14 protein-coding genes and 2 tRNA genes are annotated in these 13,401 nt (G+C 71.6%); 9 read left to right on the top strand and 7 right to left on the bottom strand.

Translation table 11 applies throughout. The features are described from left to right. Window positions 1-174 precede the first annotated feature (174 nt). Window positions 175-1,569 (top strand): M6 family metalloprotease domain-containing protein, encoded by a 1,395-nt coding sequence (locus ABS735_RS03740; protein ID WP_373899952.1) that lies wholly within the window; start codon window positions 175-177, stop codon window positions 1,567-1,569. A gap of 203 nt (window positions 1,570-1,772) precedes the next feature. Here ABS735_RS03740 and ABS735_RS03735 read toward each other — a convergent pair. The 5 genes from ABS735_RS03735 to ABS735_RS03715 form a co-directional block, all read right to left on the bottom strand. Continuing rightward, a tRNA-Lys gene (locus ABS735_RS03735) sits at window positions 1,773-1,846 on the bottom strand. Beyond that, window positions 1,837-2,433 (bottom strand): hypothetical protein, encoded by a 597-nt coding sequence (locus tag ABS735_RS03730; RefSeq protein WP_373899951.1) that lies wholly within the window; start codon window positions 2,431-2,433, stop codon window positions 1,837-1,839. The genes ABS735_RS03735 and ABS735_RS03730 overlap by 10 nt, the downstream gene beginning before the upstream one ends. 112 nt (window positions 2,434-2,545) lie before the next feature. After that, window positions 2,546-2,893: a hypothetical protein gene (locus ABS735_RS03725; protein ID WP_102927141.1), complete on the bottom strand. Its 348-nt coding sequence runs from the start codon at window positions 2,891-2,893 to the stop codon at window positions 2,546-2,548. 500 nt (window positions 2,894-3,393) lie between these two features. After that, the gene (locus ABS735_RS03720; protein WP_373899950.1) at window positions 3,394-4,125 is read right to left on the bottom strand and encodes a maleate cis-trans isomerase family protein; all 732 of its coding nucleotides are present in this window, start codon (window positions 4,123-4,125) and stop codon (window positions 3,394-3,396) included. Then, window positions 4,122-5,024 (bottom strand): maleate cis-trans isomerase family protein, encoded by a 903-nt coding sequence (locus tag ABS735_RS03715; RefSeq protein ID WP_373899949.1) that lies wholly within the window; start codon window positions 5,022-5,024, stop codon window positions 4,122-4,124. The genes ABS735_RS03720 and ABS735_RS03715 overlap by 4 nt, the downstream gene beginning before the upstream one ends. A gap of 188 nt (window positions 5,025-5,212) precedes the next feature. On the opposite strand from ABS735_RS03715, the gene ABS735_RS03710 reads away from it, so the two are divergent. Then, a complete protein-coding gene (locus tag ABS735_RS03710; RefSeq protein ID WP_373899948.1) occupies window positions 5,213-6,196 on the top strand; it encodes a D-2-hydroxyacid dehydrogenase in 984 nt (327 codons plus the stop codon). 36 nt (window positions 6,197-6,232) lie between these two features. Then, on the top strand, window positions 6,233-7,618 hold the full coding sequence (locus ABS735_RS03705; protein ID WP_373899947.1) for an amidase: 1,386 nt from the start codon (window positions 6,233-6,235) through the stop codon (window positions 7,616-7,618). Window positions 7,619-7,715: 97 nt separating this feature from the next. On the opposite strand, the gene ABS735_RS03700 is transcribed toward ABS735_RS03705, so the two are convergent. After that, window positions 7,716-8,213: a DUF3830 family protein gene (locus tag ABS735_RS03700; RefSeq protein WP_373899946.1), complete on the bottom strand. Its 498-nt coding sequence runs from the start codon at window positions 8,211-8,213 to the stop codon at window positions 7,716-7,718. 107 nt (window positions 8,214-8,320) lie between these two features. Between ABS735_RS03700 and ehuB the strand changes: the two genes are divergently transcribed. From ehuB to ABS735_RS03670, 6 genes are all read left to right on the top strand, one after another. Then, window positions 8,321-9,250, top strand: a complete 930-nt coding sequence (gene ehuB, locus ABS735_RS03695; protein ID WP_373899945.1) for an ectoine/hydroxyectoine ABC transporter substrate-binding protein EhuB — start codon at window positions 8,321-8,323, stop codon at window positions 9,248-9,250. Next, on the top strand, window positions 9,247-9,948 hold the full coding sequence (gene ehuC, locus ABS735_RS03690) for an ectoine/hydroxyectoine ABC transporter permease subunit EhuC (RefSeq protein ID WP_373899944.1): 702 nt from the start codon (window positions 9,247-9,249) through the stop codon (window positions 9,946-9,948). Before ehuB ends, ehuC begins: the two co-directional genes overlap by 4 nt. Then, window positions 9,945-10,595: an ectoine/hydroxyectoine ABC transporter permease subunit EhuD gene (ehuD, locus tag ABS735_RS03685; protein WP_373899943.1), complete on the top strand. Its 651-nt coding sequence runs from the start codon at window positions 9,945-9,947 to the stop codon at window positions 10,593-10,595. The genes ehuC and ehuD overlap by 4 nt, the downstream gene beginning before the upstream one ends. Continuing rightward, window positions 10,585-11,370: an ectoine/hydroxyectoine ABC transporter ATP-binding protein EhuA gene (gene ehuA, locus ABS735_RS03680; protein WP_373899942.1), complete on the top strand. Its 786-nt coding sequence runs from the start codon at window positions 10,585-10,587 to the stop codon at window positions 11,368-11,370. The genes ehuD and ehuA overlap by 11 nt, the downstream gene beginning before the upstream one ends. 408 nt (window positions 11,371-11,778) lie before the next feature. Beyond that, a complete protein-coding gene (locus tag ABS735_RS03675; protein ID WP_373899941.1) occupies window positions 11,779-12,537 on the top strand; it encodes an IclR family transcriptional regulator in 759 nt (252 codons plus the stop codon). A gap of 100 nt (window positions 12,538-12,637) precedes the next feature. Then, window positions 12,638-12,711, top strand: a tRNA-Lys gene (locus ABS735_RS03670). Window positions 12,712-12,763: 52 nt separating this feature from the next. On the opposite strand, the gene ABS735_RS03665 is transcribed toward ABS735_RS03670, so the two are convergent. Next, complete coding sequence (locus tag ABS735_RS03665; RefSeq protein WP_373899940.1) at window positions 12,764-13,369, bottom strand: lytic polysaccharide monooxygenase auxiliary activity family 9 protein; 606 nt, start codon at window positions 13,367-13,369, stop codon at window positions 12,764-12,766. Window positions 13,370-13,401 lie beyond the last annotated feature (32 nt).

Raw genomic sequence — 13,401 nt, 5'->3', positions numbered from 1 at the left:
ACCGAGCGACCCCTCTGACAGATCGTTTCTGCTCACACCTGGACGGGTCCGTCACCCCTCCGACCAGTTGTGACGTTCCGTGAGTGTCTTCGGGATGTCGGCCGGGAGAACTCCGGCGAAATCCCGGCCGGCTCACCCATCCGGTGCAGGCGAACAGGTCGTAATACGACAATCATGCACAAGCTGGGTGCGGTGTCCCGTCAACCGCGCCCGGAGGTCCATGTGCCGCGCCAGCTCCCCCTGAGGCGACTTCCCCGGGAGGCGGGCACGGGGCTCGGTGCGGGCCGCCGGACGGCGCGGGCGGCGGGGGCGGCGCGGGCTACCAGGACCAGGCTGCGCAGCACCGCCGCGGTGTGCACCACGATGTCGGCGCTCGCCGCGACCTCCCTGATCACCGCCCCATCGGTCGCCGAGCCCTTCTCCCCGGATCCCTGCGCGCTCCAGCGCACCGACGTGCACCACTCCGAGGGCCTGGACACCTGGAACGCCACGTACCCGCGGCCGGCCCGCGCCCTGGACGCGGTGATGGTGTTTCTGTCCTTCCCCGACTCCCAGCCGCTGACGGCACCGGCCGAACTCGCCGCCGACCACTTCCCGGCCACCGGCGACTTCTTCCGGCGCGCCTCTTACGGCGCCTTCACGCTCCGCCCGCACCCGCTGCGGGACTGGATCCGGATGCCGAGCCCGTCGACGTCGTACGCCATAAGGCGCGACTGGAGCCCCGAGCACCGGGCCGCCTACCTGCGCGACGCCCTGGCCGCGGCCGACCCGCACGTCGACTTCTCCCGGTACGACGTCGTCTACTTCGTCGCGGACCCGGACGCGCCCGGGGTGGACTCCGACGCCACGAAGGTCGTCAACCTGGACACCCCGATGCGGGCCGACGGCACGGACATCCGGCGGGTCGTCACGGTCTTCGAGAACCATCCGCCGGACCGGCTGGTCCTGGCCCACGAGACGGGGCACGTCTTCGACCTGCCCGACCTGTACCACCGTCCGGTCGACGGCAAGGGCGACTGGGACACGCACGTCGGCGACTGGGACCTCATGGGCAGCCAGTTCGGACTCGCCCCGGACCTGTTCGGCTGGCACAAGTGGAAGCTGGGCTGGCTGCAGCCGCGCCAGGTGACCTGCGTGCGGGGCAGCGAGCCGACCCGGCTGACGCTGGAGCCGCTGGGGGCGGGTCCGGGTGTGGTGGTGACCGGTGCCGCCGGCGCGCCGGCCTTCGGCCTCGGGCAGGGGACGAAGCTGGCGGTGGTGCGCACGGGGGCGGGCAGCGTGCTCGCCTTCGAGGTGCGCACGCCGGTCGGCAACGACGCCTCCGCCTGCCGGGCGGGGGTGCTGGTGTACCGCGTGCGCAGCGGGGCGCAGTCGGGGGGCGGACCGGTCGAGGTGGTCGACGCCCACCCGGACACCGAGGCCTGCTGGGCCGACTCGGTGTACCCCCCGCTCGCCGACGCCCCGGTGGCCCTCGGCGAGAGCTTCACGGTGCCGGGCGACGGCGTACGGGTGGAGGTCGAGGGCCGCACGGAATCGGGCGCCTGGACCGTACAGATCACACCCGGGTGACCCACCCATCCCCGGGCCACGCAGACACCCCGCGAGCCCAGCATCCCCGGGCCACGCAGACACCCCCGCGAGCCCAGCATCCCCGGGCCACCGCGCGAGGGGGTGTGGGTGGCGAAGCCCCCACAACGCGCGGCGAAGCCGCGCAAAACAACGATGGCGAGGAGGTTCGCGCTTTCCGCGAACACGCCTCGCCATCGCCAACGTGCGCCGCCAGGGACTCGAACCCCGGACCCGCTGATTAAGAGTCAGCTGCTCTAACCAACTGAGCTAGCGGCGCCTGCTGACGTCGTAGACCTTAGCATCCTGGTCGGCGGGAGGAAAAATCGAAATCCGCACCGCCGCGCGGGCCGCCCGCACGGCCGCCCAGAGCAGGATCTCCGGGCCGGGCAGCCAGGGCCGGCGGGTGTCGGGGGCCACCAGCCAGCGGGACCCGGAGCGCGGCGGCGGCCCTGCGGGGGCCGGGACGGTCACCGTGTCCCCGACGCCGTGGCACAGCAGCGGCGGGACCGCGCCCGTACGGCCGCTCTCCCGGCCGCGGGCGCCCCACTCCTCCCAGTCGAGGAGCGAGGGCAGGCGCTGCGCGGTGCCCGGCGCGGCGAACAGCAGCATCCGGCCGCGGAACTCCGCCACCGGGCCCGAACCCGGACCGTCGTCCCACAGCCGGTCGAGCATCCGGCGGCCGAAGATCGCGGGAGCGCTCACCACGTCGAAGGCGGAACCACAGGGCAGGACGACCGGGACCTCGGGCCGCTCCTCCCAGCGCGCGAGCGTGTTGCGCGGGTACGCGCCGGCCGACGCCAGCCAGGCGGCGCCGTCCGAGGTGACGTCCGAGACGTGGGGGGTGGCGTTGCGTGTGCTGCTCATACCGCAAATATCTACCGCGCGTGAGGAAGTCGCTCCGCGGGGTTACGGGAAACGGGGACACGACGACGGGGAAGGGAGTATCTTGCCCAGCCCCCTGTCATATGCGCCCCGGTTACTCGGCCGGTTCCCCGCGCATCAGGTCGCGTCCGAACTCCACCATCTTCTTGGCGTAGTCCTCGGTCCACTCGGCCCGTTCGGCGATGTCGGCGGTCGTCAGCCGGTCGAACCGCCGCGGATCGGCCAGCTGCGCCGCCGCGATCGCCTGGAACTCCATCGCCCGGTCCGCCGCCGCACGGAAGGCGTGGGTCAGCTCGGTGGCCCGCTCCAGCAGGGCCCGGGGGTCGTCGATCGACTCGAGGTCGAAGAAGTGCTCGGGGTCGGCGGCCGCCTCCGCCGGCTCGAAGAGCAGGGGCGCGGGGCGTAGCCGCGGTTCGTGCCGACGCGGCGTGGGCTCCGCCATGTCTTCTCCTCCTCGTACGTCACGACGGCCCTCCCCGGGACGCGGGGGCACTCCGGTGGAGTGGGCCACCGTCCATTGTCCCGCGCCCGCGCAAGAGGGCGGGGTGCACCGCGACGGGGGCTGGGGCCATGGGCGGACGCGCGGGACGCAAAGAAGTTGCGGTACGCGGCCTCGGCGTCCCGCAGCGACTGCTGGAGCACCACCGCGGACACCTCACCCCGCCAGGCCCGCTCGGCCGTCCGCTTCGCCTTCTCCACCTCACCTGCCAGCGGCACCTCGCCCGGCTCCACATCCCTCGATGTGCGCCCCGTCCGGAGCTGCGGTACGATCATCCTGCCTGATCACGGAGGCCAACCTCCCGAGGCAGGCAGTGCGTTGGTGGTCCAAGGAAAGACGCCCCACTTCCCGTGGGGAAATGCAGGTGCAAGGCCTGCCCAGCGCTCGACGAGAACCCCGGTTCCGCTCACGCGGGACCGGGGTTCTTCCGTGCCAGGGCCTCGTCAGACCTGCACCACCGGCTCCCGCGTGAACAGCGCGCCCAGCTCGGGGGCGTTGACCCGGCGGTCGGCCAGGCGCAGGCCCTCCCAGATGGTGACCTGGTTCGCGGTGAGGACCGGCTTGCCCAGCTCCTTCTCCAGGGCCGGGATGTGGGCCGCCGTGTGCAGGGCCGTGTCCGGGAGGAGCACCGCCTGGGCGTCCGGGCGGTCGGCGGCGCGGGCCAGCGCCAGCACCTCCGCCTCGGTCCAGGTGCCGACCTCCGCGGCGGTGATGATGCCCGAGCTGACGACGTCGGCCACCTCGATGCCGGCGGCGCCCAGGAAGTCCGCGAAGAGCCGCGCCACGTCGTCCGGATACGTCGCGCCGACCGAGACCCGCCGCGCCCCGATCTCCTTGGCCGCGTGCACGAAGGCGAAGGAGGTGGACGAGGCCGGCAGGCCCGCCGCCTGGGCCAGGGCGCGCACCTGTTCGTGGGCGCCGTCCCAGCCGTGCACGAAGCTGCCGCTGGTGCAGGCCCACACCACGGCGTCGGCGCCGGCCAGCCGCAGCTCGGCCACGCCCGCCTCGAGCCGCTGCGGCGAGCCCATCTCGAGCAGCGCGTCCACCCGGTGGGCGTCCTCGCCGATGTCCGTGTGCACCAGGTCCACCCGGATGTCGCTGCCCAGGAGCTGCTCGATGCGTGGATAGTCGTCCTCGCCGGAGTGGCCCGGGTACAGGAATCCCAGTGCTGTCATGTCCACCCTTCCTGCTGCTGTTCCGTGTCCGGGACGTCACCGACGCCCGGCATGTCCGCCGCCGCGGGTCCGACCGGGCCCGCTACCGCGGGGTCGACGGGACCGGCCGGTCCCACCACCGCGGGACCGGCCGCACCCGTCACCGCGGGGCCGATGCGGGCGGCCGGATCGGTCAGCGCCTGGTACGGCCCCACCGCAGGGGTACCCAGTCGGCGCAGCGCCGCCCACATCGTCACTTGGTTGGCCGAGATCACCGGGATCCGCAGCTCGGCCTCCAGCTGGGGGATGACGTCGTAGGTGGGCAGGTTGGTGCAGGAGATGAACAGGGCGTCCGCCGCCCCCGGCGCGGGCACGGCCTGGCGTGCCATGCCGGCCACGTCGCGGTACGGGACCTTCCAGATGTGCCGGGTCAGCCCCATGAAGGCGCAGCCGGTGATGGTGACGCCGGCCTCGGCGACGTACGCCTCCAGCGCCCTGGTCACGGACACGGTGTACGGCGTCACCAGGGCGACTCGGCGTACGCCCAGCTCGGTCAGCGCGTCGAGCAGGGCGCCGGAGGTGGTGACGGAGGGGACCGCGCCCGCCCAGGTCATCGCCTCGCACATGGCGCGTTCCCCGGCGATACCGCCGACGAAGCTCCCCGAGGTGCAGGCGTAGGCGACTACCTGGGGCGCGATGGCGTTGAGGGTGCGGACCGCCTCGCCGAGGGTCTCGTGCTCGCTGACCATCCGGGCGAGGTCCAGACTGACCTCGACGGGGACGAAGGGGGTCCGCGTCATGTGCAGCGACACGTCGTCGGGCACCCATCGCCACAGCTCGCGATCGAGTGCGAAGTCGAACGGGGCGACCACGCCGACCCCGCGTTGCGGAGCTGGTCCGCCGAGAAAGGAGATGTCCATGGCACGCACCGGCCTCACACTGAGGAAGGAGAGGGCAACGCACCGTTACGCACGGCCGTGTTGACGAAGGTAGGTTCCGGTGCGAGCGTGGTCAATCCGCCCGCATCACCTCCAGGTCAACAGCTGGTTAAGTCCCCCGTCAACTCCTGAACCGCCCCCGCTTCCACCGACCGGAGACAGGCCCGCCGATGACCACGTCCGCGCCCTCACCCACGCCCGCGTCCCCGCCCGTGCCCACGCTCCTCGTCCTGGACGCCGAGCCGCTCCCCCGTCTGGGCCGGCTGACCGGCCGGGCCCGGGTCGAGCACGCCGACGCGGCGACGCTGGCCGAGCGGCTGCCGTACGCCGACGTCCTGCTGGTGTGGGACTTCACCTCGCACGCGGTGCGCGAGGCGTGGCCCGGCGGCGGTCCGCGTCCGGGCTGGGTGCACACGGCGAGCGCGGGTGTGGACCATCTGATGTGCCCGGAGCTGGCCGAGTCGGACACGGTGGTGACCAACGCGCGCGGTGTCTTCGACCAGCCGATCGCCGAGTACGTCGCCGCGCTCGTGCTGGCGATGGCCAAGGATCTGCCGGCCACGCTGCGGTTGCAGGGCGAGCGGACCTGGCGCCACCGCGAGTCGATGCGGGTGGCCGGAACCCGCGCCTGCGTGGTGGGCTCCGGCCCGATCGGGCGGGCGGTCGCGCGGACGCTCGAGGCGCTCGGCGTCACCACCGCGCTGGTCGGCCGTACCGCGCGCCCCGGTGTGCACGGCACGGAGGAGCTGGACCGGCTGCTGGCCGGGGCCGACTGGGTGGTGGCGGCGGCGCCGCTCACCGACGACACGCGCGGCATGTTCGACACCCGGCGGTTCGGGCTGATGCGGCCCTCCGCACGGTTCGTGAACGTGGGGCGGGGCCAGCTGGTCGTCGAGGACGACCTGGTCGAGGCACTGACCGCGCGCCGGATCGCGGGCGCCGCGCTGGACGTGCTGAGCCACGAGCCCCTCGCACCGGACAGCGCCCTGTGGGAGGTGCCCGAGCTGATCGTCTCGCCGCACATGAGCGGGGACACGATCGGCTGGCGGGACGAACTGGGTGCCCAGTTCGTGGAGTTGTTCGAGAGCTGGGCGGCGGGCGGACCGCTGGCCAACGTGGTCGACAAGAAGCGTGGATACGTGCCCGGACACTGACGTCGCCGACGTCACCGACCCGCGGGAGGGTGCCGCATGACCGACCTCACCGAGCTGACCGCCGTACAGCTCGTCGACGGCTACCGCAAGGGTGCGTTCAGCCCAGTGGAGGCGACCCGGGCGGTCCTGGAACGGGCCGAGCGGATCCAGCCGGAGGTGAACGCCTTCGTCCGGCTGACCGGTGAGGAGGCGCTGGACCAGGCCCGGCGGGCGGAGGAGCGGTGGCGCCGGGGGGAGCCGTGCGGGCGGCTCGACGGGGTGCCGGTCACGGTGAAGGACATCCTGCTGACCCGCGGTCAGCCGACCCTGCGCGGCTCGCGGGCCGTCTCGCCGGACGGCCCCTGGGACGAGGACGCGCCGTCCGTCGCCAGGCTGCGCGAGCACGGCGCGGTGTTCGTCGGCAAGACCACGACGCCCGAGTACGGCTGGAAGGGCGTGACGGACTCGCCCCTGTCCGGCGTGACCCGCAACCCGCACGACCCCTCCCGTACCGCGGGCGGTTCCAGCGGGGGCGCGGCGGCGGCCGTGGCGCTCGGGGCGGGGCCGCTGGCGCTGGGCACGGACGGCGGCGGCAGTGTGCGCATCCCGGCGTCCTTCTGCGGCATCTTCGGCCTGAAACCGACGTACGGCCGGGTGCCGCTGTACCCGGCGAGCGCGTTCGGCACCCTCGCGCACGTCGGTCCGATGACCCGGGACGCGGCGGACGCGGCGCTGATGCTGGACGTCATCGGCACCCCGGACGCCCGCGACTGGTCGGCGCTGGGCCCGGCCCCCGGGTCGTACACCGAGGCCCTGTCGGGTGGGGTGCGGGGGCTGCGGGTGGCGTACTCGCCCTCGCTCGGCGGACAGGTGGCGGTGCGTCCGGCGGTGGCCGGGGCGGTCCGGCGGGCGGTGGAGCGGCTGGCGGGGCTGGGCTCGTACGTGACGGAGGCCGACCCCGACTTCACGGACCCGGTGGACGCCTTCCACACCCTGTGGTTCAGCGGGGCGGCGCGGGTGGTGCAGCATCTGCGGGCGGGGCAGCGGGAGCTGCTCGATCCGGGGCTGCGGGAGATCGTGGGGGCGGGGGCGCGGTACTCGGCGCTGGATTACCTGGCGGCGGTGGACGTCCGGATGGAGCTGGGGCGGCGGATGGGCCGCTTCCACGAGGAGTACGACCTGCTGGTGACGCCGACGCTGCCGATCACGGCGTTCGAGGCGGGGGTGGAGGTGCCGAAGGGGTCGGGGCATCGGCGGTGGACGGGGTGGACGCCGTTCACGTATCCGTTCAACCTGACGCAGCAGCCGGCGGGCACCGTGCCGGTGGGGGCGGACGGGGACGGGTTGCCCGTGGGCGTGCAGATCGTCGCCGCCCGGCATCGGGACGATCTGGTGTTGCGGGGTGCGCATGCGCTGTACGAGGCGGGTACGCCGGCCCAGTAGTGACCGGCGTGGGGGTGGGCGCAGGGGGCGCTGACCGGCGCCGGCCGGGCGCCGCCTGCGCCCACCCGTGCCGCCCCAGCGGCACGACTGCCCGCAGTTACGAAGCTCGGCGGAAGCTGAGCGTCTCCCCCGCCGCTCCCGTGCGCCACAGGTCGTTGCAGGCCTCGGCCATGGTGTCGAGGCCCTCGGTGATGCGGCCCCAGACGGTGCCCGGGACCCAGCCGACGTCGCCGTTGAGGAGGAGGTTGTTGCGCTCGTAGAACAGGGCGAGGTCGACGAGGGTGGTGCCGGGGCGGACCTCGCGGTCGTAGCCGTACGCCTTCGTGCCCAACTCGGCGCCCGCGAAGGCGAAATAGCACAGATCGCCCGGAATGGGCGTTACCGTCGGGTTCTCCAGCGGCGGTTCGGATGCCGCGAAGGGCGGGAAAAGGGCATAGATCTCGTTGCGGGCGTATTTGGCGTGGTACACGTCGCCGCCGAGAGGGAGCGCGTCCCAGACGGCCGCGCAGGTGATCGGGGCCCGGTCGTCGAGCAGTTGGGCCGTGCAGGTAATTCCGCGCTTGACCAGCGAGACTTCGATGTAGCGATCAGCCATGCCCTCCATGGCAGTGCCCCGCGGCCCCGCGGTCAAGGGCGCCGGGCCGAAGTATCGGACTGAAAAAGATCGGCATAACCTGCCCACCTTCGGGTAGCTGCGCGCCCATGGCTCCACCACACAGAACCCCTCCATGGGGTATATCCGACCAAAGGTCCAGGACAGCCGGGCCCACCCGCCGGTCGCTGCTCGCGGGGGTCGCGGCGCTCGGCGCGCTGGGGGCGGCCGGCTGCTCGCGGGTGGCCAGCGCATCCGACGTGGAAGGCGGTGACCTTCTCGACCGGCTCAGGGCACAGGGAGTCGCCCGGCTCGGCATCGCGGGCGAGATCCCCTTCGGGTACATCGACAAGAACGGCGACCTGACCGGCGAGGCGCCGGAGTTGGCGAAGGTCATCTTCAAGCGGCTCGGAGTGGACCGGGTGCAGCCGGTGCCGACGGAGTTCGGCTCCCTCATCCCGGGGCTGGCGTCGCAGCAGTTCGACGTCGTGGCGGCCGGGATGTACATCAACGCCGACCGTTGCCAGCAGGTCATCTTCTCCGACCCCGACTACCAGATGCTCGACGCGTACATCGTGCGCAAGGGCAATCCGCTCGGGCTGCACAACTACCGGGACGTCGTCAAGAAGAAGGCCAAGTTCGCGACCGGCACCGGCTACGCCGAGATCGCCTACGCGGTGGAGCACGGGTACAAGGAGGACGACATCCTGATCGTCCCCGACCAGGTGGCCGGACTCAACGCCGTCGAGTCCGGGCGCGTGGACGTCTTCGCGGGGACCGCGCTGACCGTCCGTGACGTGGTGAAGAAGTCCAGCAAGGCCGAGGCGACCGAGGCCTTCGCACCGCTCGTCGACGGCAAGCCGCACGTCGACGGCGGCGGCTTCGCCTTCCGTCCGAACGAGACCAATCTGCGGGACGCCTTCAACGTCGAGCTGCAGAAGCTCAAGAAGAGCGGCGAACTGCTGCGCATCCTCAAGCCCTTCGGTTTCACCCAGAACGAGATGACCGATCTGACCGCGAAGGAGCTCTGCGGCGGATGACCTCGGGACTGTGGGAACTCGTACTCCAGGGCGCCTGGGTCACCATCCAGCTGCTCTTCTTCAGCTCGCTGCTGGCGACGGCCGTCTCCTTCGTGGTCGGCATCGCGCGCACGCACCGGCTGTGGATCGTCCGCTTCCTCGCGGGCTTCTACACCGAGGTGTTCCGCGGGACCTCCGCGCTGGTGATGATCTTCTGGGTCTTCTTCGTGCTGCCTCCGGCCTTCGGCTGGCAGCTGGTGCCGATGTGGGCGGGCACGCTCGCACTCGGCCTGACCTACGGGGCGTACGGCTCCGAGATCGTGCGCGGCGCGCTCGGCGCGGTCGACCCGGCACAGAAGGAGGGCGGCATCGCCCTCAGCTTCACGCCCTGGCAGCGGATGAAGCTGATCCTGCTGCCGCAGGCGGTGCCGGAGATGGTCCCGCCCTTCTCCAACCTGCTGATCGAGCTGCTCAAGGGCACCGCCCTGGTGTCGATCATGGGCATGGGCGACCTGGCCTTCAGCGGCAACCTGGTGCGCCTGGCGCTGCAGGAGAGTGCGGAGATCTACACGTACATCCTGCTGATCTACTTCGTGATCGCGTTCCTGCTCACGCGGGTGATGCGCGGCCTGGAGAAGAAGCTGAAGGCGGGCGTCGGGAAGGCGCCGCAGAAGAAGACGGCGGCCGTGCGCGTGCCTGAGGGAAGTGGTGTGTCGTGAAATGGGACTGGAGCGCGGTCTCCGACTTCATGCCGCACTTCTGGGACGGCCTGCTGGTCACCCTGCAGATCCTGGTCCTCGGCTCGCTGGTCTCGTTCGGCCTCGGCCTGGTGTGGGCGCTGCTGATGCGGGTGCCGAGCCGCTGGGTGACCTGGCCGGTCGGTGTGGTCACCGAGTTCGTGCGGAACACCCCGCTGCTGGTGCAGCTGTTCTTCCTCTTCTACGTGCTGCCCGAGTGGAACATCACCTTCTCGGCGCTCACCACCGGTGTGGTCGCCATCGGGCTGCACTACTCGACGTACACGATGCAGGTCTACCGGGCCGGCATCGAGGGAGTGCCGGTCGGCCAGTGGGAGGCCGCGACGGCGCTGAACCTGCCGCTGAGGCGGACCTGGACGGCGGTCGTCCTGCCGCAGGCGATCCGCCGCGTGGCCCCCGCCCTCGGCAACTACGTGATCTCCATGCTGAAGGACACGCCGCTGCTGATGGCGATCACGGTGCTGGAGATGCTCGGCGAGGCACGGCTGTTCTCGCAGCAGAACTTCCAGTTCACCGAGCCCCTGACGGTGATCGGCGTGGCCTTCATCGTCATCTCCTACCTGGCCTCCCTTGCCCTGCGAGCCCTGGAGCGACGCCTTGCCCACTGACACTCTTCCCAACCCCGAGAAAAGCCCCGAGCGCAGCTCCGGCGAGCTGATACGCCTGGAGCAGGTCACCAAGCGGTTCGGGGACAACACCGTCCTCGACCACCTGGACTTCTCCGTCGACGCCGGCAAGCACGTCACCCTGATCGGCCCGTCCGGTTCGGGCAAGACGACGATCCTGCGGCTGCTGATGACGCTCCTCAAGCCCGACGAGGGCACGATCACCGTGGACGGGCAGAAGCTCTTCCCGGCGACCGAGAAGGAGCGGCGCGAGGTCCGCAAGCAGATCGGGATGGTGTTCCAGCAGTTCAACCTGTTCCCGAACATGAGCGTCCTGCGCAACATCACCGAGGCGCCGGTCACGGTGCTCGGGATGAACAAGGACGAGGCCGTGGAGCGGGCCAAGGGCCTGCTCGACATGGTGGGCCTGGCCGAGAAGTGCGACGCCCGCCCGGCCCAGCTCTCCGGCGGCCAGCAGCAGCGGGTGGCGATCGCCCGGGCGCTGGCGATGCGGCCGAAGGTGCTGCTGCTCGACGAGGTGACCTCGGCGCTCGACCCGGAGCTGGTCGCGGGCGTCCTGGACCTGCTGCGGGACATCGCCCGCACCACGGACATCACCATGCTCTGCGTGACCCACGAGATGAACTTCGCCCGGGACATCTCGGACCAGGTCCTGATGTTCGACTCGGGCCGGGTCATCGAGGCCGGCCCGCCGGAGAAGATCTTCAGCGAGCCGGAGCACGACCGTACGCGGGAGTTCCTCAGCGCGGTCCTGTAAGCGCGCGGCGTGACTGCCCCAACGTCCGAGGTCGGGACGTTGGGGCATTCCTCTGGCATATGCCACAGGGCCGGTGTCGCAGTTGGAGGCCCTGAAATCGGGCCAACACCCCCTCACATCAGGCACCTTGGCGGCTATCGTGGACGTCATCCGCTGTCCGGATCGGGGGCACAGGCAGGGACAGGGGCAGGGGCCAACGAGCCAGGGGGTGTCGTTTGGATCAGGCCGGCTCCAGGCAACGGTGCCTTGTTGCCCACCCGAGCGGGGGCTGGTGCGTGCAGCTGCAAGGCGGAGGAGGGCGACAACGCGGAGCGTTGGCAACCGACGACAACGCCGCAGATGTGCGTGCCAGGCCCCGCGACCCCGGCAGGATCCAAACGACACCCCCTAACGCAGGGGGAGACCACCGTGGCGCTGCAGCACAAGCCGACCGCGCCGCACCACTCGGCCCAGGACGCCCTGCGCGTCCTGGAGACGGTGACGCGGCACACCTCCGGTGTCACCGACACCGAGATCGCCCGCCTCAGCGGCCTCGACCGGGAGCGGCTGACCCCGCTCCTGCGCATGCTGCGCCGCGAGGGCTACGTCGAGCAGACCGCCGACGGTACGTACGTCACCGGGGAGGCACTGGCCCGGCTGGGCTCGGCCCACGGCCGGGAGCAGGCCCTGCGCGAGAAGCTCCAGCGCACCCTGGACCGGCTGCGCGACTCGGTGGGCGCCGCCGTCTACATCAGCCGGTACGTCGACGGCGAGGTCAGCGTCACCCAGTACGCCGACAGCCCGGCCACGCCCAAGGTGAACGAGTGGGTGGACTTCCGTGTCTCGGCGCACGCGACCGCGGTGGGCAAGAGCCTGCTGACCCAGCTGGACCACGCGGGCCGCCGCGACCACCTCGCCAGGCACAAGATGGCCCGCCTGACCTCGCGCACGATCACGAGCGATCGCCTGCTGCTGTCCCGGCTGGAGTCCCAGCCGGCCACCGTGCCCGTCCTCGACCTCCAGGAGTACGCGGTGGGCACGGTCTGCGCGGCCGTCCCGATCACCGCCGGCTCCGCCGTGGGCTGCCTGGCCCTGTCGCTGCCGGTCGAGCACGCGCACCGGCTGCGCCGGGCCGCGGACGAGCTGAACCGGAGCGCGGCGCCGGTGCTGCTGTCCATGGCGATCTAGGGCCGGGGCGGGTGCCGGTCCGGGCTGGTCGAAAGCACTGCCCGGGACCGGGTAGTATTTTCCTCGTCGCCGGCCGCGCGAAGCGGACGGCGGGAGTCATGCGCCGCTAGCTCAGTTGGTTAGAGCAGCTGACTCTTAATCAGCGGGTCCGGGGTTCGAGTCCCTGGCGGCGCACATCGGAAGGGCCCCCTCGCTCGGCGAGGGGGCCCTTCGCTCGTTCCCCCGCTCAGAAGGTGACGTCCGAGCACGCGTAGAACGCGTTGCCCGTGTCGGCGACCGTCCACACCGCGAGGATGACGTGGTGCCCGCTCAGCCCGGACGGCAGCGTGCCGCTGTGGGAGAGCGTGGCCGGGGGCTGCTTGCCGCCGTAGGGCACCGTGAAGAACGGCGTGAGGTTGAGGTCGGACCGGGCCAGGTTGTGGTTCTGGTTCCAGCCCGGTTTGGTGACGTAGTACTTGAAGTCGGTCGTGGCGTGCCGGGCGGTGAACTGCCAGCGGAAGGTGTAGCTCTGCCCGCCGTTCACCTTGGTGGTCGGCCACGCCTGGCCGTTCGGCGTCTTCGGGGCGTCCAGCTGGGCGAACCCGGTGTTGCCCGCGGAACAGAGCCGGCCGTCGGCCGGTCCGGCCGCCGGGAAGCCCTTGGGCCCCTCGACGCTCTGCGGCTCCCACTGGATGGCGCCGCAGTTGCTGACGCCACCGTTCTGGCAGAGCTTCTGCCGGCTGACCGGCAGGTCGGTGTAGCCGTGGCCGCTGGCGCCGCCGGACGAGAGCACGAGAGCTCCGGTGGTCGCCATGCCCACGGCAGCGGCATACAACTTGGTCCTTGTGCGCATACTGCTGCTCCTGTGACGTGGGGGAAGTTCAG

Source organism: Streptomyces sp. MMCC 100 (assembly GCF_041538145.2).
Taxonomy (GTDB): Bacteria; Actinomycetota; Actinomycetes; order Streptomycetales; family Streptomycetaceae; genus Streptomyces.
Note: the sequence above shows the minus strand (reverse complement) of the source record. Positions and strands in the feature narration are given on the sequence as shown.